Raw genomic sequence first — 21,421 nt, forward strand, 5'->3', positions numbered from 1 at the left:
CTCGATCCGTTAGCGGGGCGCTTGAAGGGAGTACCCGAGTACCCGCCTGAACTGCAAGCCAGACTTCCAACGGTGAGATCTGGTCAGGGAGTCGCGCTCATGTAATGAGCGGCGATCGAGCAAGACTTGTCTAACCGGAAGCGACGGGCAGAATGAGCGCCCTCTAACGCCGATGATCACGAGTATGTGCGATGAACCTGACGTCATTGCGCATAAGAAGCGGCAGTGGTCGCTTCGCGCTGCTAGCACATCATGCGAACGCTAACTGGCGAGGTCCGGTTCTTCACACTACCCAGTGCTGCCGCCTTGCGTCCGGATGGCTCCTTATTAAGCGTCCTTTAAGCACCACGGCCTAGCTTTAAAGCGTCAACTGTTCGAAGTTCAAGCCCTGTGAAAGTCTCGCATGCCATATGCGCCGCCGATGTGAGCGCGCAAGGCCGCATGCGACGTCTGGAACTGGACACTCGCTGAGGAGAATGAACCATGAAAAGGCATCAGGTTATCGCTGTCACGTGCGCGTTGCTCTCCGCCGCCTATTGTGGTGCGACCGTGCAGGCCGCCGAGTCCCCGCGGGCCGTCGCATCGGACATGGGCAAAGTCTCGGGGAAAGGAAACGAGGCCTTCCAGCAGATCGAACTTGCGCGACTCGCAATCTTCAACGGTAACGGTTCGGAGGCCGCCACGCTTGTAAAAGCCGCCCAGAAATCACTGCAGGAAGCGCAGGCTGACAATACTGCTTTTACCAAGGCTGAAAAAGACTTGAAACTTCCACCCACGGCTTCCGGCGCGCCGCATGTCCAAGCGGACGTCGCTCACGCTTCGCAGGAGCTGACGTGGCTTCCGGTTGGCGCTGACGTAACTATCACCGACAATCTCGCCCAGTCTTCCGAGAAATCCAAAGCGGTGGCATCCGCGAATGAGCACATCAAGCAAGGTCAGCGGGATCAGGCGCTCAACGCCCTGAAGGTCGCGAATATCAACGTTGCCTACACCATGGAACTCGTTCCGCTAAAACTGGTGATCGCGGACGTCAATGACGCTGCGAGGCTGATCTCTCATCACCAGTACTATCAAGCAAATGACGCCCTCCGGCAGGCGGTGGCGAGCGTGCGGTATGACTGGGTCGACCTGGACGCCATTCCTCAGCACGCACAAACCGCACAAATGGCTTCGAAGCCTGCCGGGCATCCCGCCTCGTCCGCGAGCGCACGATGAATCTGTCCGCGATGCCAAAGCGTCCCTGGCGGTACAGAGGGACAATTTAGCGTTCGCTTATTCTGGAGGGTCATCACGCCCCCAAAGAGCAGTCGATCATGGCATTTATTGCCTCCGCTTATGCCACAACACAACGAACGTCGTGCGCAGCTAATGAGCGCTGCCCGCGAGTTAGATTCATGTCGACCTGCCTGCGCGCCGGTAAGGTACGGTCCGCGCATCTGATCTTTATATAGCACAATGTGACATATTGGCCTACACTTTGGATATCGAGATTAGCGCAAGCCTCGTTGCTGGTTATAAGCGTCGATTGCATCAGGCGGCCGCCTCGGCGGCACAGTTGTCCTTCGCGGAGAGGTCTGTATGCTTGTTACGTTCAAGTGCCGTTCAACTCCGGACGTCGTCATGCTGCGGAACCTCGCGGAATATCTCCTCGCAGCCATTGGTAAGCAAGTCGCCACTCGTGGCGTCATCAGCCACGACGAACTGGGTACGATGATAACGCGACTTGAACGCGCTATCGAAGATCAGGCACGCACTGAATTAGCCCTCAACGTCCTCCATCACGTGCCGAACGACCATAGTTCAAACAGTGCGGCAGCGACCGTCGAACATCGCGCCTGGCCATTGCTCGACATGATGCGCGAGGCCCATCGCCATGGCGACGATATTCTCTGGGGTATTTAGACCGTTGGAGCGCTGAGGTGCCGGCGCATGTCTTCGTTATTGCGAGACAGCGCCGATGCCGTTGTCAGCGCAAGAGCGTTCCAGGGGATACACGCGATAAGTCTGCAGATGCGACCTGACGTTCATTAGCGACCTGCCGCATCGGATCAATAATTCTCGACATGTCGCGAAGCTAAATGATTGCGATCCGACGTAATCTGCGCGAGCGGTAAATCGCGCGTGCCCTTCGTCATGCGGCCGTAGGACGAGAGGTCTGGCCGCATCCGACTCGCTTCCGGGAGCGGGAGCCCTCGCAGCGCTCAGGGTTCCAATGACCGTCTGGGGATCGTCGAAGGCCGCATAAAAGAGAGAGCACGCCGTCCCAGATCACCAGGGTCTCAAGCAGCACGCCGGCTGGCTCACGAGCCGGGTTTTAAGTTTCGTTTAAGTTTTCGCGTCTAAATTCCTGGAAATGTCATGTCGTGCCATAATATTGCACCAGGCTTTCAGCGGGTGCGGCGCGGAATCGCGTGACTTCGACGTGTCCTCAGCTTGCCGGTCAAGCACGTCCGACTGCAGCATCGGCAGCTATCTTCACCCAGCGACTGCTGGGTTTTTTTTTTACACGATATGAGCGCAACTTCCACATCGGCCACTTCCCGCTCGCACATGAGTGCGCTCGAGCTGCGAGCGACGCTGTCGCTCGCAGCGATCTTTGCACTGCGCATGCTCGGTCTCTTCATGATCATGCCGGTGTTTTCGGTGTATGCGAAAACCATTCCCGGCGGCGACAATCTCCTGCTGGTCGGCATCGCGCTGGGGGCGTACGGCGTCACTCAATCGCTTTTCTATATCTTCTACGGCTGGGTTTCCGACAAGGTTGGCCGCAAGCCAGTTATCGCGACGGGTCTCGTAATATTTGCGATCGGCAGCTTCGTCGCCGCGGGGGCGCACGATATTGTTTGGATAATCGTCGGTCGCGTGATCCAGGGAATGGGCGCCGTTTCCTCCGCGGTGCTCGCTTTTATTGCCGACCTCACTGCCGAGCAGCACCGCACAAAAGCAATGGCGATGGTGGGTGCCTCGATCGGCATTTCTTTTGCGGTGGCGATCGTGGGTGCGCCTCTGGTGTTCCACTGGCTCGGGATGAGCGGCCTGTTCTCGCTGGTCGGCGCGCTCTCGATTCTCGCGGTGGGCGTGGTGATCTGGGTCGTGCCGGATTCGCCGAACCGGCCCGTCCACTTGCGGGCGCCATTTGCCGAAGTGCTCCACAACGTCGAGCTGCTGCGCCTGAACTTCGGCGTGCTCGTACTGCACGCCACGCAAACGGCGCTGTTCCTTGTGGTGCCTCGCCTGCTCGTCGACGCAGGGCTGCCGGTCTCGTTGCACTGGAAGGTCTATCTGCCGGTCATGGGTATTGCGTTCGTCATGATGGTGCCGGCCATCATTGCCGCGGAGAAGCGGGGGAAAATGAAGGCCGTGGTCGTCTCTGCAATCGGTCTGATCCTCATTGGCCAGCTATTGCTTGGCTCGCTCGAACATACACTCGTTATCGTGCCCGCCGTCCTGTTCGTGTATTTCCTCGGCTTTAACATCCTCGAAGCGTCGCAGCCCTCGCTCGTCTCGAAGCTCGCGCCGGGCGATCGGAAGGGTGCGGCCACGGGCGTATACAACACCACGCAGTCGATCGGCCTTGCCCTCGGCGGCGTGGTTGGCGGCTGGCTTCTAAAACACGATGGCGCGAACGCGGTGTTTTATGCGTGCTCCGGGCTCATATTGTGCTGGCTCGCAATCGCGTTCAATATGAAGGTTCCGTCACCGCGGAAAGCCTGAGTCGCGCTTCTGGCGCGAAATGCAGCCCGTGAGGGCGTCGCCGGAAAAAACCCAGAAGAAAAACAGGGGAACAGATCGTGCGCATTCTCGCGCTGATGGACCGTCGAAAGCTGCAGCGCATCAACCGGTTATGGCTCCACTATGGCGTGTTCTGGCTGGGGGCGATCGCCGTAGGCCTGGTCGCGGTGCTTTACGCGAAGCTGATCGATTTCGGCTACGCTGTGTTCCTTCGCTATGCGGCTGACCGGTTCTGGCTGCCTCTGATTGTGGCGCCCGCAACAGGCGCCGTTACGGTGTGGCTTACACGGCGCTTCTTTGACGGTTCCGAGGGCAGCGGTATTCCCCAGGTGATCGCCATGCTGCACGGGCCGAACGAACTCGGGCCACGGCTGCTCACACTGCGTATTCTCGTTGGAAAGATTCTGGTCTCGTTCCTGGCCCTGCTCGGTGGCTTTACCATCGGCCGCGAAGGTCCGACCATTCATGTTGGCGCCGCCCTGATGTTCAGCCTGAGGCGCTTTTACCCGAGTCGTTTTCTGGCGATCCGGCCGGGCGTGCTGGAGCGCAGACTCGCGCTCGCGGGTGCGGCCGCCGGTTTGTCGGCGGCATTCAATGCTCCGCTCGCAGGCGTGGTGTTCGCCATTGAGGAACTCATGCGCAGCTTCGAGCAGCGCGCGAGCGGCGTGCTGATCACGGCAATCATCTTCGCTGGCGTCGTTTCACTTGGGCTGCAGGGAAACTATGTGTATTTCGGCACGATCGATATCGGGTCGGGATTGCCCCGATGGCTCAGCCTCGCCGTAGTGCTGATCGGTGTCCTTGCGGGCGCGCTAGGGGGATGCTTCTGCTGGCTGCTGCTCAACACGAAGCGCTGGATGCCCGAAGTTCTGCTCGAACTGCGCGTGAAGCGGCCTGTGCTGTTCGGCGCGCTATGCGGCCTGGTCATTGCGCTCGTCGGCGTGAGCGCCAATGGCCATACATTTGGCAGCGGCTATGCCGAAGCGCGGAGCATGCTGGAAGGCAGCGCGCATGTCAGCGCGGCATACCCGCTCCTGAAGATGGTCTCGATGGTGGGGTCGTATCTGCCAGGCGCGCCCGGAGGCCTGTTCGCCCCGTCGCTCGCGATCGGGGCTGGCATCGGCAACACGGTTCACATGGCGTTCTCGCAGATCCAGCTTCCGATGCTCATCGCGCTCGGCATGGTCGGCTATCTGGCGGCGGTCACCCAGAGCCCAATCACGGCGTTCGTGATCGTCATCGAGATGATCAACGGGCACGCGCTCGTTATCTCGCTGATGGCCACGGCGCTCATCGCGAGTCGCGTCTCGCGCTTTTTTGCGCCACCGCTGTACGAGGCGCTCTCGGAGCGTTATCTGCGCAAGCCGTGAGGCAAAGGCGACGGTAGGTCGAACAGACATCGACGGAGTTCATATGGGGATCGCAGACAGAATCGAAAAGCGTCTATTGGGCATGGCGCGCGTGCTATGTCTCATCGCGCTAGTTGGCGCCATCCTGGCGATGATCGCATTAATGTTTGCGCTTGGCGTTCCGAGGACGGCAGCTGTTATCACAGATCCGCCCGTCAGCGCGAGCGAGGTACTCTCTTCGATAGCGGGTTCGGAGGCGGCCAACGACGGTCTGAAAATCGGCAGCGCGAACGGCAACGCCATGGCGGATGTCGCTGGCGCCGCGGGATTAATTATCCCCGCTCCGCTTAATGCCCTGTTGAACCAGAATAATGCAAGCCAACCGCTGCTCAAGGCGTGGCTCGAGCGTATTCCCCAAGCCGACCGACAGCAGTTCCTGGATGAACTGTCCGACGTTGTTGCGACTGCCGGGCAGCACGCTGCTACGTGGGAATGGGACAACCGCGAGCGGTATGTTGCAGCGGCCATGGATCAGTATGCCCGTGTCAAGATTGGGCGGATTGATGCGGCCCAAAGCGCCGTTCAGGCGGCAGAGGGCAAAAACGCTCAGTTCGGTTCGTCGCTGGGAATTCTTCTCGCGTTGACAGGTTTCCTGACTTTGCTGCTACTGCTCACAGCGATCGAGCGCAATACGCGTAACAGCGCGGTGAAAAGACAGGAATGAGCTGGCGCGACTTGAGATGGGATGCCGATGTAAGGTGTTTTCTGTTGCACCAGCTGTTCTGAACGGCGCGACCTCTCGCCACTCGCATAGCGCGGGCCGGAGACGCACGCCGGATTAAAGTCGAGACAGGTGGCGCAGTCGCTCCTCTGACGGCAGAGTCGATCGCTCGGCCTACTGGTTAATCTGTCGGAGCGTTTCGGAGGCCGCGCCAACGCGAGGCCAAACTCACTTCTTGCGATTCTGACCGATGGCCCGGGCAACGTGCCGAGCGGGATCGTCGCTATTCTCTGATCGTCCTTTTCGCGCCCCGGCGACGTGCTTAACGATGCATCGCGACCGTTCGGTTGACGTGCAATCTCGCTTGGTCATCAGGAGACCTGTAACCCGGCGTCTGCCCGAATCCAGCCGTTGTTCATCAGCCAATCTTGCAGAGCCGGAACGGCAGTTGCTCTTCTGTGCGCTATCGGTGCAAAGCCTTTCAAGACCAACGATGACTTACGGTACTTTTCCAGCCTGGCTCCATAGTCTGTCGATCGCCTGGATTGTGTTAGGCGTGGTGTGTGCCGTCATCATTGTGACTGACGAGGTAAGACATCCGCAGAAGATGTGGATCATGAGCCTGGTTTGGCCGCTGACCACGCTATTCGGCACAGTTCTCTGGCTTGCTGCCTATTATGCATGGGGACGCAACGTGCTCGCCGCCGAAGCTGGCGATAAAACGCAACCGTTCACAGTGATCGTGATGAAAGGCACTAGTCATTGCGGCGCTGGTTGCACACTCGGCGACATTGTTGTCGAATGGTCAGCGTTTGCGTTTCCAGGGTTGGCGGTGTGGTTCGGATGGCACAGCGTATTCAACGAGAAAACTTTTGCCGTCTGGATCCCAGACTTCATGATCGCCTTTCTGCTAGGAATCGGTTTTCAGTACTTCACCATCAAGCCGATGCGCGACCTGTCAATTGGACAGGGCGTGATCGCTGCAGTCAAAGCGGATATTGCCTCGATAACCGCGTGGCAGATTGGCATGTATGGAGCAATGGCGATCATTCAGTTCCTATGGTTCAAGCCGGTTTTTGGCGGCATCGCGAACGTGACAAGTTCGGAGTTCTGGTTCGCCATGCAGATCGCCATGCTCGCGGGCTTCGTAACGAGCTACCCTGTGAACTGGTGGCTGATTCGTTCCGGTGTGAAGGAGAAGATGTAGACCAAACCCTCAGCGAAAAGGGCGCTGATGGCGACAGGCAAAATCGCAACTGACGTGAAGGCGGTCCCACAGCCTCACCCCCGTTCCGCGTCCAGAAAATACCCATTGACCGCATGAAATCCGCCGCGCTTCGGAGCGGGTTGATCGCCACTGCTCTGTTCGCTGCGCGTGCAGGTCCGCCAGCGCGAACCGAAGCTTGCCGGCGGAATGTCACAGCAGACCGATCGTAGCTAGCGCGGCTACGTAGCGGCGCTGCATTAAGACCTCAGCTCGTGGTTGTACCTTAAAAGTCGTCGTTGTGGTCAGAGAAGCTCGAACCCTGGTTCAGGGTTGATCGCGTTGAAAAAGGCCGTGACCCGACTGTATCGCTGACGGTATCAACCTCTCAGTGGTCCGGCGTAAGCGTTGGCGTAGGTTTGTACGAGAAGGCTCGCCCGCGTCACCATTTCGACGAGAATGAGTAGACCGCCTCGATAAGCGGGTTGGCGGCGGCTTGCGGTGCTTGCCACCAGGCCAGCACCTTCAGCGCCGCTTGAGCCGCCCGCGGCTCATGACTGAGAACCTAGAACACGCCGAAATCGTCATTGCTGTCGGGAATCGCGGCGAGCAGGTTGGCAAGCGCGCGCCAGCCCATGAAGCTCGATAGCCTTATCGCTATGCGCAGCCAGCGCTCGGCGCGTGAGCTCGGGTGCGTTGACGGTGTTGACGCTACGCACTTCATCCGTCGCATTGCGTTTTTCGTTGATCTGGCGTCGATCGATGCGCGAAGCAACGGGCAGGTCTGCATGCTGTCTCTCCAGTGTTGAACGCCTTCGACGCTGTTCGCGCCGCGCCACGCCGTCCGCTTGCCCTACATCCACGCGGATCACCGCGCCGCCGCTGCCGTACCGGCCACGCCCGATAGCAGCGCCCTCAACACCTGTCGCAACGTGGTGGCGCCGAAGCGTCGCTCGCTGATATTCGCCTCGACGTCGATGCGTCCAGCGTTGTGCGCGTCGTACAGATCGACGATCAGTTGGGCGTGCCGCTCGCCGAGCCCGGCGCCGCGCAGCACGGCACTCCATTCGTCGCGCGGCACCCGGTGGGCGATAACCGGCCGCCCGGACAGTTCCGCCAAGGTACGCGCGACGTCGAGCGCGCTTACCCGCTCTTTCCCTTCGATACTGACCACCCGTGGCGTCGCGCGCGAAGGCCCTTCATCGAGCAGCAACTGCGCGGCAAGCTCGCCGACGTCCTGCGCCGCGACGGTCGGAAACAGCTTGTCGAGCGGATCATGCAGACTCGGCAGCGCGCCCCGGCCGAGCGCGACCGGCAGCACGCGTGCCCAGTTCTGCATGTGCTCGGCGGCGCGCAACAAGATCAGCGACGACGCGACGGTGCGCAACTGCGTTTCAAGGTAGTGGAACAGCGTCGTGATGCCGGTGCCATCCGCGTGCTCGGCGCCGTAGTCGGACAGCGCGAGGAGCCGCGGTGGCGCGCTCATGCGCAAAGCCGCGACGCCCGCGTCGATGATGCGCCGCATCGCGGCCGCGGGATCGTCATGCGCTCGCGGCACCGGACAGAGCCATTGCACTGCCTGCGCGCCGTCGATCGCGCGCGCGACCAGCCGTGGGTCGTTCAGGTCGGCGATCGCGAGCTCGCAGCCGATTGCCGCGAGCGCTTCGGCTTGCGTGGCGTCGCTCACCACCGCGCGTACCGGGTAGCCCGCGCGACGCAAGGCGGTTGCGCTCGCGTGTCCCACGTGACCGGTCGCTCCGAAAATGACGAACACGTTGTGCTCCTTTTGAGGATCGCTATGACGTGATGGTAGGGACGCGGTGCTCGCGAGGCGCTCAGATCTGGATGACTTTGCGCAGATCTGGATGATTTTTTACGCCGATGCCGCGCAGGTCGCGCAGGTCGCGCGAATCGCGTTGGCTGTTCGCGAGCTACGAAATTCCGTCACGCCGGCGAACCTGCCAAAAACGCCGCACAATGCAGGCATCTCGCCGTCATTCAGCTCACTCAGGAGACAAGCGATGAACGCCGTCACCCCGATTCCCGCGCCTGCGCCGCACAGCGGCTCGCGCATCGCCGTGCGCACGAGCAGGGCGCTTGGCTGGCAAGGCTTCGGTGCGGAGCTGGTCAACGTGTCGTCCGGTTTGCATCGGATGTCCGCCTTTCGCCATCATCGCGTGGGCGTGCACGTTGGTGCGCCGGTGACTGCGCGCTGTCTGTGCGATGCGCGCCGCCACACGCGGATTCAGGCGCACGGCGACGCCGACGTGATCCCCGCGGGGCTCGAAGGTCAGTGGAACGATGACGCCGCCTGCACGATTTTCAGCGTCTGGTTTGCAGAGGACTTCGCGCGACGGACGGTCGAGCAACTCGCGTTGAACTCGGCCGACGCGCAGCTGCGCCCGCGCTTCCAGATGCGCGATCCGCGCTTTCAGCATCTCGCCTGGGCGCTGCGCGCGGAGCTCGAAGCGGACGATGCGTCCGATCCGCTCTACGCCGAAAGTCTGTGTACGGCGATGCTGGTGCGTCTGATCGGCGTCGAACCCATGCCGGGCAACCGGCGGCGTACGCTCGCGCCGCGCACGGCCGCACGTGTGATCGAGTTTATCGACGCGCATCTCGATCAGCGTCTGACGCTCGACGAGCTCGCCGCGCAGGCGCAACTGAGCGTGCCGCATTTCAAGGCGCTGTTTCGCGACACGCTCGGTGTGCCCGTGCATCAGTACGTGGTACAGCGCAGGGTCGAGCGCGCGCGAACGCTGCTGCTGCAGGGACGCCTCAGCGCAAGCCAGATCGCGCTCGAAACGGGCTTTGCGCATCAGAGCCATATGGCGCACTGGATGTCGCGTTTGCTCGGTGCGACGCCGCGTGAACTGCGCGGCGCCGCGCGCGATGACGCGGCCATGTCGGGGCAGGAGAACCCACGACGTTGATGCGCGAACCGCGCGGCGCGGAACCCATCCGCTTCAACCGGGCGCGGCCCCCGTCAACTGCGCATAGACATCATGCGCGAGCTGCAGCAGCTCCTTGCGATCGATCCCACCCGACACCGCATAGCCAAAATCGCCGTCGACCCAATAGAACACGTTGACGGGCCCCGCCTGATACAGCTTGAACGCGGTCGTATTCGCGTTCTCGCGACGACGCGAGATGCACAGCGTGACGCGCTCGCCGTTCGGTCCGCGATACATGAACTGCGCGGTCGGACCGTCGTCGCCGGGCAGCAGGCGGCCGCCTGACAGCATGAATCCGCTCTTCGACAGCATCGGCGGATGGACCTCGGTGCCGAGCCGGTTCGCAAGCCATTGCACGAAGTCCTGCTCGCGATCGGCGCTCATGTCGCCCGGCCGGTCGATCGCCGGCATGTAGACGACGTGCGCGAGCGCCGCCTGGCGTGCGAAGCCCTCGGCGCTGTCCGCGCTGACCGGACGATTTCCGGCTTGCGTTTCGGCCCCTGGGTCGGTTCGATCGATCGCAACGGGTGGAATCAGATCGTTCCTGTGCATGCCGATGCCCACGCCGAGCACGAGCGCCGCGGCCATGCCCGCGAACTGCGCGGCAAAACGCGGCCAGTTCGCGGCCGCTCGCGCGCGGCGCGGCACACCGGTCTGCAGACGCTTCGGCACGGGCTCGCTGAGCACGCGGTCGTAGCGCTCGTGAAGCAGACCATTGAGCGAAAAGTAATCGCTGACGCGCGCGGCCAGCTCCGGATTCTGTTCGAGCGCGCGCTCCACCTCGTCGTGCCGCTCGCCGGACAGCGTACCGTCCACGTACGCGTGCAAGTCTTCTTCGCCGATCGGCATTTGCGGCTCGCTCATCGCACCACCTGTAATTTCGCACCGGGCTGGGCGCCCGCCATCAAAGCCCGCAGCCGTTCGCGTCCGCGCGAGAGCCGCGACATCACCGTGCCGATCGGAACGTTCAGCGCGAGCGCGACATCGGCATAGCTCATCTCCTCGAGACCGACCAGCAGCACCACCTCGCGCTGTTCGACCGGCAGCCGCTGCAACGCGTAGTCGAGGTCGCGCATTTCGAGCGAACGCGTCTGGCCCGACGGCACCGCGAGCTCGCTTTCGGCGATGCTGTCGTCGTCGACCGCGACGTGGACCGCGCGCGCCGACGCCTTGCGCGCCTGATTCGCGAAGACGTTGTGCATGATCGTGAACAGCCACGCGCGCAGATCGGTGCCCGGCTGGAACAGACGGGTGCGGCCGAGCGCGCGCTCGAGCGTGTCCTGCACGAGGTCGTCGGCGAGCTCCCGATTGTTGATCAGCGCCCGCGCATAGCGCCGCAGACGCGGCACGTGCTCGATCAACTCGTCACGGACATCCATGGTTGATCCCGGTCAAGGGGCGTGGGGGTGGCATCGGCTTCACTCGCGTCGGTATCGGTACGCGCCGGGCCGGTCGCGGAGGCGTCCGTCGCACGATGCGTTCGAACTGCAAACACCTGTCAGCGCATTTTATTCCGCGAGGGCCGCACGCACCGGCGTCAGCGCGCGCTCATCACGTCGGCGGCGCGCATCAGGCCGTGGGTGCGCGCATTGCCCGCGACGACGAAACGCTGCCGCTGCGCGGTCCACGTCAACAGCCGCAGCTCGCCGATGCGGCGCGCGGCCCACTGCGGCTCTTCCCGAGCAAACGGCGCCGCGGCCGACAGCACGACCACCGGTTGCTGATCGCCGTTCAGATAGACGAGTTCGTCCGCGCGCTGCAATGGCCCGAGCCGCAGCACGCGTTGCTCGACGAGGCGCAGGCCGATCGCGCCGAGATCCGGCGCGGCTGGATCGACGCGCGTCGGCGATGCCGAGGAAAAGGGCCGTGCGGCGGCTTCGGCGAGCGCCATCACGGCGGCATTATCGAGCGCTCGTGCCGACACCTGAGTCGCCAGGAGCCAACCGCTGATGGCGCTCAGCATCAGCGCGAGCGCGACGAGCGCGACCAGTGTTCGGCGTGCGCGACCACCCGGTTGCGGGCGCATGCGCAGCGGGCGCGATCCGCCGAGGCGCCCAGGCGCGGGCTCCTCGGCGGTCTGAAACGTGGCCTGGATCTGCGCGTTCAAGCGGTCGTAAAAGGCGACACGCCGTGCTTCCGCCGGATGCTTGCCGAGATAGTCGCGCAGCGACGCGGCGCGCTCGGGCGTCAGCGTGCCGTCCGCATAGGCCTGAATGTCGTCTTCGGAGAGCGGAGCGCCGCAGGGGCGGTGAGTCGAGGTCATGATGATGCGCGGTCTTGATTGCTGCTATCGGACGGCAAACACGGCGGCGGGGACATTTATTCCCCGCGCCGGCGATGTTTTTTTCACGCCACGAATACAGGAATAAACGCTGCCCACCCGTGGTTCTCCCTGGTGCGAACCCGCACAACTCTCCAAGGAGTCGATCATGAAAAAGCTTTCGTTCGTTGCTTTGTCGCTCGTCGTTCTCGCCGCTTCGTCGAGCGCGTTTGCGCAGGGCAAGACACGCACTCAGGTGTACCAGGAACTGATCGAGGCGCAGCAGAACGGTCTCGACTACATCACCGACGCGTCGTATCCCGATGTCAGTCCCGTGTTCGCACGTCAGGTCGAGCAGCGCAAGCAGGCGCTCGCCGCGAGCCACGTCGCGAACTCGGGAGCGCCGGCTGTTGGCACCCATTGAAGCAGCATCGGCCACTGGCGCGCGAATGGGTTTGAATGTGCGCGCCAGGGCCGGATGGAATAGACCGTAGCGAGGCGTGTTTGCCCGTACGTTGGTCGATTCGTCGACCGAATCGTCGATCCATCCGGCAAGGAGTTTCCGTGACACCACCCTTCGCACCCAAACCCAACCCCGCCGGCTCCGACCCGCGCCCGATCTGCGTGCCATGCCGGCTCGCCGCGATCGGCGCGGTCGCGCTCGCGCTCGCGGGCGGCTTCGCCTACACCGCGGGGTGGCTGACGCCCGCGCGTCTGACCGCCCCGCGCATCATCGATACGTTCGAGGCGGTCGCGGGCCCGCATCCCGGCTATCGACGCAATCATGCCAAGGGCCTGTGCGTCGACGGCTATTTCGACAGCAACGGCAATGGCGCGGCGCTGTCGCACGCGGCAGTGTTCGCGCCGGGCCGCACGCCGGTGTCGGGTCGCTTCGCGGTGCCCGGCGGCAATCCGTCCGCGCCCGATACGAGCTCGCCGGTGCGCAGTCTCGCGCTGCAGTTCCGGCTTCGCGATGGCGAACAGTGGCGTACCGGCATGAACTCGACGCCGGTGTTCGCGGTGCATACGCCTGCACAGTTCTATCAGCAATTGCTGGCCGCGAAGCCCGACCCTGCGACCGGCAAACCGGACCCCGCGAAGCTGAAGGCGTTCTACGCGGCCAATCCCGAGACGCAGCCGTTCCAGCGCTGGGTCAAGTCGCACGCGCCGTCGTCGAGCCTCGCGAACGCCGCGTACTACGGCATCGACGCGTTTCTGTTTACCGATGCCCACGGCACGACGCGCGCCGTGCGCTGGGCCGTCGTGCCCGACACGCCATACGCGCCGATCACCGCGGCGCAGCAGGCCGAAAAGAACTTCCTCGCCGCCGATCTCGACGAGCGTCTGCAACACGGACCGTTGCGCTGGCATCTGCTGTTGACCGTCGCGCAACCTGGCGACCCGATCAGCGACGCGACGCTGCAGTGGCCCGACGACCGCCAGCGCGTCGACGCGGGGACGCTCGTGATCGAACGCACCACGTCGCAGGAAGACGGCGCCTGCCGCGACATCAACTTCGATCCGACGATCGTGCCCGCCGGCATCGCGCCATCGGACGATCCGCTGCTCGCCGCGCGCTCTGCGGCCTACGCACAGTCGTTCCAACGCCGCACGCGCGAGGAGGCGCTGCATCCCGAGATCCATCGAACCCAGCCAAACGGAGAGCCTTCATGACGCGCACCCGCACTCACTTCAGTCCGCTCGCGCGGCTGCTGCACTGGACGATGGCGCCGCTGATCGTCGCGATGCTGTTTATCGGCGTGGGCATGGTGGCGACGGTATCGCGTGCCCATGATGCGTTGGTCGCGCTGCATCGGCCGCTCGGCATCGCGTTGCTGCTGCTCGTGCTGGTGCGGCTCGCGGTGCGCGTGATGCGCGGCAGTCCGCCATTGCCCGCGCGCATGTCGAAGCCGCAACGAATCGCGGCGCATGCGTCGCACCTCGTGCTGTACGGGCTGATGCTCGCGATGCCGCTGATCGGCTGGGCGATGCTATCGGCGGCCGGCTATCCGGTCACGCTGTTCGGTCCGCTGCATCTGCCGCCGATCGCACCGCACGACGTCGCGCTGTTCGCGCTGCTGCGCGCGCTACATACGTGGCTCGCGTTCGCGTTGTTCGCGACGGTGCTGCTGCATCTGGCGGCGGCGTTGTTGCATGGGCTGATCCTGCGCGACGGGGTGTGGGGCAGCATGGCCCGCGGCGAACGCTAATATGGGTCGAGCCGCAGCTTGACCGGGTTGCTGCCGAACTGTCCAGATCGCCCGCCCTGGCGATTTTCGTCCAACGCGTAAAATGGCCGGTTATCACTGGCAAATCGCAACTGGACAGAATCGGCCGGGCGTCGCGCGGCGCCCCGTCATGGTCCACGCGCGCTTGCCTTCGCCGGTTTGAACAGGAATGCACGCGGATGTCATCAGTTTTCTTCGATCGGGAAAGGATTGCGGAATGGCTCGGTGAGCACACCGTCGCCAAGGCGCGCTCGGTGGGCGCGGTCAGCAACGTCAAATGGCAGGGAGACACGCTGTCGGGCGAAGTGCAGGGCTCGCAGCCGCGGCCGTACCTGACGCGGGTTCGCTTTCGTACCGATGGCGGGTCGCCGTCGGCCGAAGGCAAATGCACGTGCCCGGTCGGCCGCAATTGCAAGCACGTCGCGGCGCTGCTGCTCGCGGAACTCGACTACCACGACGAGATGGATCACATCACGCAGGTCGAGGACGGCAGTGACCCGGCGACGTCGGAGGTGTTCATCGCGCGACGGATTACGGTGCCGGGCGCGCCGCCGGCGCCATCTTCATCTCAAGGTGTGCGACCCGAACTGGTCAGCTGGCTCGAGCGTTTTCGCGCCCGCGCCCGCGCGGCCGACGCCGCCGGAAAAGACGCCGCCCGGAAGCTCGACGCCACGCGCAAGGAAACGCTCGCCTATCGGCTCAACTGGTCGCGTTTTCATATGCGCCACGAAGTCGTGCTGCATCGCGCGCGTTGCGACGCGGACGGCGTGATCGTCGAAGTCGGCGACAGCTGGGGCGACGTCGAAGGCGCGCTGCTCAGGCAGCCGCGCTTCGTGTCCGACGAAGACCTGTCGATCCTCCGCGGCCTATGGCTCAGTCGCTCGCGCGAGGACCTGGGCCAGTTCGTGCTGCGAGGCACGAGTGGCGCGGAAACGCTGCAGAAGCTGATCGCGACCGGGCGCCTGTTCTTCGACTTCGGGATCGCGCCGGGCCAGGCCGGACCGACGCCGCTCGCGCGCGCCGCCGACCGCCTCGGGCGCATCGAATGGGAGCCGCTCGCCGACGAGCGCCTGCGCCCGGTACTGCGCACCGAACCGCGCGCGAGCATGGTGCTGCCGACCGAGCCGGTCTGGTACGTGGACGGCGTCGCCAACGAGGCGGGCGTCGTGCCACTGTCGCTGCCGTTCCAGCAACTGCCCGACTACCTCGCGATGCCGCCGATCTCGCTCGCCGAGGCGCCGCTCGTCGCGTCGGTGCTGCGCGAGATCGCGCCCGAGCTGCCGCTGCCGCCGACCCACGACGCGCCCGCGATTCGGGTGATCGACGTCGAACCGGTGCCGGTGCTGACGCTGAACAGCCATGCGCTGCCCGGCGCGGGGAAGGGCATCAAAACGGCGAAAACCGCGAAAACCGCGAAGGCCGCGAAGGCCGCGAAGGCCGCGGAGCGCAAGTCCGCCGCGGTAGAACTGGCCGCCGCGAGCTTCGACTACGACGGTGTCAGCATCAACGCCGACAGCAGCGTGACGCTGGTGCCGTTGCCGGGCGGCGATGTGATTCACATCCGCCGGCGCTACGACGCCGAGAAAAAGCGTCTGCTGGAATTGCGCAAGACCGGTCTGCAAAAGGTGCCGACGCGCAACCTGCATGCGTCGCGTCTGTTGCCCGACACGATGCTCGGTCTGCCCGACACCGACGCGTGGTCCGAGTTCGTCAACGACGCGGTGCCGGATCTGGTCGCGAAGGGCTGGCGCGTGACGATGGCGCCCGAGTTCCGCTACAACGTGATCGAGATCGACGCGATCGACGGCACCGCGCAGCAGGCCGGCGACGGCTGGTTCGATCTGGAGATGGGCATCCGCGTCGGTGAGCGCAACGTGCGGCTCGAACCGCTGCTGGCCGATCTGTTCCGGCGCGACCGGCGCTGGCTCTCTGGCGCGCTGGAGCGCATTCGAGACGACGAGCCGATCGAGCTGAAGACCGAGGAGAACAAGCGCCTGCGGTTGCGCGCCGATCGTCTGAAGCCGGTGGTGCGCGTGCTGGTCGATCTGTTCGATTCGCTCGGCGGCGCGCTTGCCGAAGGCGCGCCGCTGCGCGTGCCCGCGGTCGATGCGGGTCGCCTCGATGCGCTGCACGACACCGGCCGCTGGCAGTTCAGCGGCGACGATTCGATCCGCGAGCTCGCGCGCCGTCTGCAAGCCGGTCCGGGCCTGCGCGAAGTGCCGGTGCCGCGCGGGCTGAAGGCCGAGCTGCGCGGGTACCAGCACCAGGGCCTGAACTGGATGCAGTTCCTGCGCGAACAGGATCTGGCCGGCGTGCTCGCCGACGACATGGGCCTCGGCAAAACCGTGCAGACGCTCGCGCACGTTCTCGCCGAGAAGGAAGCGGGGCGGCTCACGCATCCCGCGCTGATCGTCGTGCCGACCACGCTCGTGCACAACTGGCGCGAGGAAGCGCGCCGCTTTGCGCCGGAGCTGAAAGTGCTGGTGCTGAACGGGCCACAGAGAAAGGAGCGTTTCGAGCAGATCGGCGAAGCCGAGCTGATCCTGACCACTTATGCGCTGTTGTGGCGCGATCAGAAGGTGCTCGCCGAGCACGACTATCATCTGCTGATTCTCGATGAGGCGCAGTACGTGAAGAACGCGACGACCAAAGCCGCCCAGGCGATTCGCGGCTTGCGGGCGCGGCATCGGCTGGGCCTGACGGGCACGCCGCTCGAGAATCATCTCGGCGAGCTGTGGTCGCAATTCGATTTTTTGCTGCCGGGCTTTCTCGGCAGCCAGAAGGACTTCACGCGACGCTGGCGCAATCCGATCGAAAAGAACGGCGACGACGTGCGCCGCGCGTTGCTCGCGCGCCGCATCCGGCCGTTCATGCTGCGCCGTCGCAAGGACGAGGTCGCGAAGGAGCTGCCGCCGAAGACGACGATCGTGTGTCCGGTCGATCTCGAAGGTGCGCAGCGCGACCTGTACGAAACCGTGCGCACCGCGATGCAGCAGAAGGTGCGCGCGGCGGTCAGCGCGCAGGGGCTCGCGCGCAGCCACATCATCGTGCTCGATGCGTTGCTGAAGCTGCGCCAGGTGTGCTGCGATCCACGGCTCGTGCGCACCGCCAGCGGTATCGCGGACGGCGCTGCCACGGGCGGCGGCGAGCGCGCGATGCGCTCGGCCAAGCTCGATCTGCTGCTGTCGATGCTGCCCGAGCTGATCGAGGAGGGACGCCGCGTGCTGCTGTTCTCGCAGTTCACCGGCATGCTCGCGTTGATCGCCGAGGCGCTCGACGAAGCCGCGATCCCGTACGTCATGCTGACGGGCGACACGGCCGATCGCGTGAGCCCGGTCGAGCGGTTCCAGCAGGGCGAGGTGCCGCTGTTCCTGATCAGCCTGAAGGCCGGCGGCGTGGGGCTGAACCTGACCGCCGCCGACACGGTGATCCACTACGACCCGTGGTGGAACCCGGCCGCCGAGAACCAGGCGACCGACCGCGCGCATCGGCTGGGACAGGACAAGCCGGTATTCGTGTACAAGTTGATCGCGGCCGGCAGCATCGAGGAAAAGATCGTCGCGTTGCAGGAGCACAAGGCCGGGCTCGCCGACAGCATTCTCGCGGAAGATGCGGCCGGCGCCGCAAAGTTCTCGGACGACGATCTCGACGCGCTGTTCGCGCCTATGCCGGACATCGAAGGCGCGCGTTGAACGCGCGGGCAAGCGACCGAACGAGGCAACGCAGACGGGCCACGCAGACACGCAAGGGGGAAATCTGACGCGCCGCAGCAACGCCAATCGGGGCCACACTGTAACAAAGCGTCTGTGTATGTAAATTACCGTCGATGGGGACTTCAACTCATACCAATTTCGAACTCGCGCTGTGTAGGACTTGCGCGTCGCGCGCCGCTGGTGCGGCGCGTAATAACTACTTCGCCAACGGTTACAAAGGAAGTTCTTTCATCTTGAGCACGGCTTTTCTCTGGGCTAACGTGACGTTACTCGTGCGGTTAGACCCCGGCGAGCGTGTGTAGTGTTTGTGAGCGGCGTTGCTTCGACAGGGGCAGCGCCGCATTTTTTTTTCCGGCGGCCCTAACGCTGCGCATCACCCGCTGATGGTCCGTCTCGCGGCGCGTCATCGCGTCGGCCAACAATGTGAAGCAGTCGAATGCCTCATTCAAAACGAGGGCTTTGAGTTGCTCGCCCGACCAGGCCGACTGCCTCGAATGACAACTCGACCGGGACAAAATCTAACAATGTTTAAACGATTTCTTTTGAGATTATTCTTATACTGAACGCGCAATTGTTAAATAAGAGTACCTGAAAGGAATCTTAAAGCCGATAAGCGAGCATGGTCTAAAAGCCGCTCCAGCAAGGATCTTCCGTCCGCAGTGTCACTTCCTTCCGGCGCCGGCTAGTGGTAGCAGACCAGAAAAATCTGAAAAGCGCGTCAGCCGTTTCTGATTAGGGTTTTTCGCGAGGGATTGCCGGTACACGGCAAACGGGAAGAAAGAAGGTTTTCGATTATCATGATCTGCCCTGCATAATCGCTATGGAAATTACATTTATGCGCTGATTTCCGCTTCATGAAAGCAGCGTCATGGCGGGGTACGGCGAGGGACCATTAATCAGAAAGTAACAGCCGGAATTTTTTGGGAAGCCGGATCGGCGGTGCTGCGCCGTCATCCCGGTCGTCAGCCGGTATACCGGCCGTCAGCCATGAAGGCGCTGTTGCGTTGTGGGGTGTTATGAGAATTGCAGTCCTCGATGATGATTCGGCTCAGGCCGACCTTGTGTGTCAAACGCTGTCCGCCGCTGGACACGTCTGTCACGCGTATGGCGCAGGGCGCGAACTCGTGCGCCAGTTGCGTCGTCAGACGTTCGATCTGCTCGTGCTCGACTGGAACGTTCCCGACATGTCCGGCGAAGAAGTGCTTCGCTGGGTGCGCGAAAGCCTGTCCGAGCGCCTGCCGGTGCTGTTCATGACGAGCCGCGGCCGCGAAACCGACATCACTTCGATTCTGAATACCGGTGCGGACGACTATCTCGTCAAACCCGTGTCGGGCGCCGTGCTGCTCGCGCGGGTCAGTTCCCTGCTGCGGCGCGCGTATTACCTGAAGCCGCCGGCAACGAGGGAAGTATTCGGCGACTTCGAGTTCGACCTGAGCGTCAAGCACGTCGTGGTCCGCGGCACCCCGGTCTCCGTCACGCAGAAAGAGTTCGAACTCGCGCTGCTGCTGTTCCAGCATATGAGCCGGCCGTTGTCGCGCGCACACATTCTCGACGTGATCTGGAAGCAGGCCACGGACATCCCGTCGCGCACGATGGACACTCATGTGTCGATGTTGCGCAGCAAGCTCGGTCTGCGCCCCGAGCACGGTTATCGGCTCACGCCGATCTACGGCTATGGCTACCGCCTCGAGCGGATCGAAACCGCCGGCACACCACCGGCCGCCGACGACGAACCCACTGAAGAAGCGGGGGAAGCGTGACGGTCTGCGTGGATGGGGCGGCATCGGGCAGCGCCGACATGCCCGGCCGCCGCGCCGCCGCGTGGCTTGCCGCGGCCTGTCTGATGGCAACGGGCGCGACCGGCTGGAGCGCGCTCGCGCACGCGCAGCCCGCGCGCGGCAAGACCGGAGCGAAGGCGTCGCCGGTCTACGCTTCGTACACGACGCACGAGGGCGACACGCTGTATGACATCGCCGCCCGCTACATGGCCGATCCGACCGACTGGGCGCTGTTGAGCAGCCTCAATCACGTGCCCGCGCCGCGCCGCATGGCGGCCGGCATCGTGCTGCGTTTGCCGTCCCGAAGGCTGCGCCAGGATCGGGACACGGCTCGCGTGATCGCGACCAGCGGTCCGGTCGAGCACGCGTTCGACTCGAGCCCCTATCTGCCGCTGAAAACCGGTGAAACGCTTGCCGAAGGCGATCGCTTGCGCACCGGCGCGAACGGGTTCGCGACGCTCGAGCTGCCCAGCGGCTCATACGTGACGGTCGCGCAGAACGGCGAACTCAATATCGAGAGACTGCGGCACGTCACGCTGACCGGCGTCGCCGATCGCGTCTTTGAGCTGCGCGCCGGCGAGGTCGAGAGCCAGGTCACGCATGCGAAGCGACGCGATGATCGCTTCCAGATCCGTTCGCCTTCGGTGGTCGCCGGAGTGCGCGGCACGCGTTTCCGCGTCGATTACGACGGCGACACGCAAACCACCGCGGTGGCGGTGCTCGACGGCGCGGTCGGCGTCGATCCGGCCACGCAGCATGGCCAGAGCGCCGCGCCGGCGCCAGGCAGGCCGTTGCAGGCGTCCGAGCAACTGGTCAAGGCAAGCTTCGGCAACGTCACGCACTCGGGCGGCGCGGTCGGCAGCCCGGTCCAGCTGTTGCCCGCACCCGCGCTCGCGCGGCCGGCGCGCGTGCAGGACGGCAAGAGCGTCGCGTTCGACGTCAACCCGGCCGAGCACGCGGTCGGCTATCGGCTGCAGATTTCGCACGACGCCGATCAACTGGACCTGGTGCGAGACCTGCGCGTGAGCGCGCCGCATGCCGACTTCGGCGATCTGCCCGACGGCACGTACTTCGTGCGCGTCGCGTCGACCGATAGCAACGGTCTCGACGGCCTGCCGAACGTGTACGCGTTCGAGCGCCGCCAGCTGGGGCTGGACGCTTCGGCCGCGCAGCGCGCGGGTAGCCGCGACTACGAGTTCCGCTGGTTCGTCAGCCGCAGCAACGTGCCGACCCGTTTCCGCTTCCTGCTCGCGAACACGGCCGAACTGAGCCATCCGGTAATCGATCGCCCCGATCTGCCGGGCGGCGAACTCGTGATCAGCGATCTGCCTCCGGGCGTCTACTACTGGACGATCGTCGCCGAGCAGTTCGACAACGGCCGCTTCTACGAAAAGAGCAGTCCGGTCCGCTCCTTTACGCTTGCGCCCTGACGCGGGTAGATTCTCGGGGCCGGCCTGCTGGCCGGTCCGTCCTCCCGTTCCC

General features: G+C 64.0%; 18 protein-coding genes. 13 read left to right on the forward strand and 5 right to left on the reverse strand.

The window, feature by feature from the left end; genetic code table 11:
• Window positions 1-483: 483 nt before the first annotated feature.
• The 6 genes from OKW38_RS37245 to OKW38_RS37270 all read left to right on the forward strand — a co-directional run bounded on the left by OKW38_RS37245 (window position 484) and on the right by OKW38_RS37270 (window position 7,009).
• Window positions 484-1,215: a YfdX family protein gene (locus tag OKW38_RS37245; protein WP_429333968.1), complete on the forward strand. Its 732-nt coding sequence runs from the start codon at window positions 484-486 to the stop codon at window positions 1,213-1,215.
• Window positions 1,216-1,578: 363 nt separating this feature from the next.
• On the forward strand, window positions 1,579-1,902 hold the full coding sequence (locus OKW38_RS37250; protein ID WP_429365373.1) for a DUF1840 domain-containing protein: 324 nt from the start codon (window positions 1,579-1,581) through the stop codon (window positions 1,900-1,902).
• A gap of 609 nt (window positions 1,903-2,511) precedes the next feature.
• Window positions 2,512-3,714, forward strand: a complete 1,203-nt coding sequence (locus OKW38_RS37255; protein WP_429365578.1) for an MFS transporter — start codon at window positions 2,512-2,514, stop codon at window positions 3,712-3,714.
• A 95-nt stretch (window positions 3,715-3,809) separates the two neighbouring features.
• Entirely contained in the window at window positions 3,810-5,102 is a 1,293-nt protein-coding gene (locus OKW38_RS37260; RefSeq protein WP_187610308.1) for a chloride channel protein, read from the forward strand.
• Between the two features lie 43 nt (window positions 5,103-5,145).
• On the forward strand, window positions 5,146-5,805 hold the full coding sequence (locus OKW38_RS37265; protein WP_429365374.1) for a hypothetical protein: 660 nt from the start codon (window positions 5,146-5,148) through the stop codon (window positions 5,803-5,805).
• A 490-nt stretch (window positions 5,806-6,295) separates the two neighbouring features.
• The gene (locus tag OKW38_RS37270) at window positions 6,296-7,009 is read left to right on the forward strand and encodes a DUF4396 domain-containing protein (RefSeq protein WP_090805938.1); all 714 of its coding nucleotides are present in this window, start codon (window positions 6,296-6,298) and stop codon (window positions 7,007-7,009) included.
• A 562-nt stretch (window positions 7,010-7,571) separates the two neighbouring features.
• Here the strand turns inward: OKW38_RS37270 and OKW38_RS37275 are convergent.
• Window positions 7,572-7,796, reverse strand: a complete 225-nt coding sequence (locus OKW38_RS37275; protein WP_429365375.1) for a hypothetical protein — start codon at window positions 7,794-7,796, stop codon at window positions 7,572-7,574.
• 78 nt (window positions 7,797-7,874) lie between these two features.
• Entirely contained in the window at window positions 7,875-8,780 is a 906-nt protein-coding gene (locus OKW38_RS37280) for an NmrA family NAD(P)-binding protein (protein WP_429365376.1), read from the reverse strand.
• A gap of 247 nt (window positions 8,781-9,027) precedes the next feature.
• On the opposite strand from OKW38_RS37280, the gene OKW38_RS37285 reads away from it, so the two are divergent.
• Window positions 9,028-9,939 (forward strand): helix-turn-helix domain-containing protein, encoded by a 912-nt coding sequence (locus tag OKW38_RS37285; RefSeq protein WP_429365377.1) that lies wholly within the window; start codon window positions 9,028-9,030, stop codon window positions 9,937-9,939.
• Window positions 9,940-9,972: 33 nt separating this feature from the next.
• On the opposite strand, the gene OKW38_RS37290 is transcribed toward OKW38_RS37285, so the two are convergent.
• The 3 genes from OKW38_RS37290 to OKW38_RS37300 form a co-directional block, all read right to left on the reverse strand.
• Window positions 9,973-10,824, reverse strand: a complete 852-nt coding sequence (locus OKW38_RS37290; protein WP_429365378.1) for an anti-sigma factor family protein — start codon at window positions 10,822-10,824, stop codon at window positions 9,973-9,975.
• The gene (locus tag OKW38_RS37295; protein WP_018421072.1) at window positions 10,821-11,339 is read right to left on the reverse strand and encodes a sigma-70 family RNA polymerase sigma factor; all 519 of its coding nucleotides are present in this window, start codon (window positions 11,337-11,339) and stop codon (window positions 10,821-10,823) included. The genes OKW38_RS37290 and OKW38_RS37295 overlap by 4 nt, the downstream gene beginning before the upstream one ends.
• A gap of 158 nt (window positions 11,340-11,497) precedes the next feature.
• Window positions 11,498-12,223 carry an anti-sigma factor family protein gene (locus OKW38_RS37300; RefSeq protein ID WP_429365379.1) on the reverse strand — a complete coding sequence of 242 codons (726 nt, stop codon included), beginning with the start codon at window positions 12,221-12,223 and terminating at the stop codon, window positions 11,498-11,500.
• Window positions 12,224-12,389: 166 nt separating this feature from the next.
• Here OKW38_RS37300 and OKW38_RS37305 point away from each other — a divergent pair, with 166 nt between their 5' ends.
• From OKW38_RS37305 to OKW38_RS37330, 6 genes are all read left to right on the forward strand, one after another.
• Complete coding sequence (locus tag OKW38_RS37305) at window positions 12,390-12,644, forward strand: DUF4148 domain-containing protein (RefSeq protein ID WP_429365380.1); 255 nt, start codon at window positions 12,390-12,392, stop codon at window positions 12,642-12,644.
• Window positions 12,645-12,838: 194 nt separating this feature from the next.
• The gene (locus tag OKW38_RS37310) at window positions 12,839-13,894 is read left to right on the forward strand and encodes a catalase family peroxidase (protein ID WP_429365579.1); all 1,056 of its coding nucleotides are present in this window, start codon (window positions 12,839-12,841) and stop codon (window positions 13,892-13,894) included.
• On the forward strand, window positions 13,891-14,430 hold the full coding sequence (locus OKW38_RS37315) for a cytochrome b (RefSeq protein WP_090805927.1): 540 nt from the start codon (window positions 13,891-13,893) through the stop codon (window positions 14,428-14,430). The genes OKW38_RS37310 and OKW38_RS37315 overlap by 4 nt, the downstream gene beginning before the upstream one ends.
• Before the next feature lie 197 nt (window positions 14,431-14,627).
• The gene (locus OKW38_RS37320; protein ID WP_429365381.1) at window positions 14,628-18,140 is read left to right on the forward strand and encodes an SNF2-related protein; all 3,513 of its coding nucleotides are present in this window, start codon (window positions 14,628-14,630) and stop codon (window positions 18,138-18,140) included.
• Window positions 18,141-19,177: 1,037 nt separating this feature from the next.
• The gene (locus tag OKW38_RS37325; RefSeq protein ID WP_429365382.1) at window positions 19,178-19,921 is read left to right on the forward strand and encodes a response regulator transcription factor; all 744 of its coding nucleotides are present in this window, start codon (window positions 19,178-19,180) and stop codon (window positions 19,919-19,921) included.
• Window positions 19,918-21,369 (forward strand): FecR domain-containing protein, encoded by a 1,452-nt coding sequence (locus OKW38_RS37330; protein ID WP_429365383.1) that lies wholly within the window; start codon window positions 19,918-19,920, stop codon window positions 21,367-21,369. Before OKW38_RS37325 ends, OKW38_RS37330 begins: the two co-directional genes overlap by 4 nt.
• Window positions 21,370-21,421 lie beyond the last annotated feature (52 nt).

The sequence above is a fragment of the Paraburkholderia sp. MM5496-R1 genome (genome assembly GCF_050436205.1).
In the GTDB taxonomy this organism is placed as follows: Bacteria; Pseudomonadota; Gammaproteobacteria; order Burkholderiales; family Burkholderiaceae; genus Paraburkholderia; species Paraburkholderia tuberum.

Bases quoted from the DNA above. Each gene is read 5' to 3' on its own strand.
- OKW38_RS37245 (WP_429333968.1), top strand. From the start codon at position 484: ATGAAAAGGCATCAGGTTATCGCTGTCACGTGCGCGTTGCTCTCCGCC.
- OKW38_RS37250 (WP_429365373.1), top strand. From the start codon at position 1,579: ATGCTTGTTACGTTCAAGTGCCGTTCAACTCCGGACGTCGTCATGCTG.
- OKW38_RS37255 (WP_429365578.1), top strand. From the start codon at position 2,512: ATGAGCGCAACTTCCACATCGGCCACTTCCCGCTCGCACATGAGTGCG.
- OKW38_RS37260 (WP_187610308.1), top strand. From the start codon at position 3,810: ATGGACCGTCGAAAGCTGCAGCGCATCAACCGGTTATGGCTCCACTAT.
- OKW38_RS37265 (WP_429365374.1), top strand. From the start codon at position 5,146: ATGGGGATCGCAGACAGAATCGAAAAGCGTCTATTGGGCATGGCGCGC.
- OKW38_RS37270 (WP_090805938.1), top strand. From the start codon at position 6,296: ATGACTTACGGTACTTTTCCAGCCTGGCTCCATAGTCTGTCGATCGCC.
- OKW38_RS37275 (WP_429365375.1), bottom strand. From the start codon at position 7,796: ATGCAGACCTGCCCGTTGCTTCGCGCATCGATCGACGCCAGATCAACG.
- OKW38_RS37285 (WP_429365377.1), top strand. From the start codon at position 9,028: ATGAACGCCGTCACCCCGATTCCCGCGCCTGCGCCGCACAGCGGCTCG.
- OKW38_RS37290 (WP_429365378.1), bottom strand. From the start codon at position 10,824: ATGAGCGAGCCGCAAATGCCGATCGGCGAAGAAGACTTGCACGCGTAC.
- OKW38_RS37295 (WP_018421072.1), bottom strand. From the start codon at position 11,339: ATGGATGTCCGTGACGAGTTGATCGAGCACGTGCCGCGTCTGCGGCGC.
- OKW38_RS37300 (WP_429365379.1), bottom strand. From the start codon at position 12,223: ATGACCTCGACTCACCGCCCCTGCGGCGCTCCGCTCTCCGAAGACGAC.
- OKW38_RS37305 (WP_429365380.1), top strand. From the start codon at position 12,390: ATGAAAAAGCTTTCGTTCGTTGCTTTGTCGCTCGTCGTTCTCGCCGCT.
- OKW38_RS37315 (WP_090805927.1), top strand. From the start codon at position 13,891: ATGACGCGCACCCGCACTCACTTCAGTCCGCTCGCGCGGCTGCTGCAC.
- OKW38_RS37320 (WP_429365381.1), top strand. From the start codon at position 14,628: ATGTCATCAGTTTTCTTCGATCGGGAAAGGATTGCGGAATGGCTCGGT.
- OKW38_RS37325 (WP_429365382.1), top strand. From the start codon at position 19,178: ATGAGAATTGCAGTCCTCGATGATGATTCGGCTCAGGCCGACCTTGTG.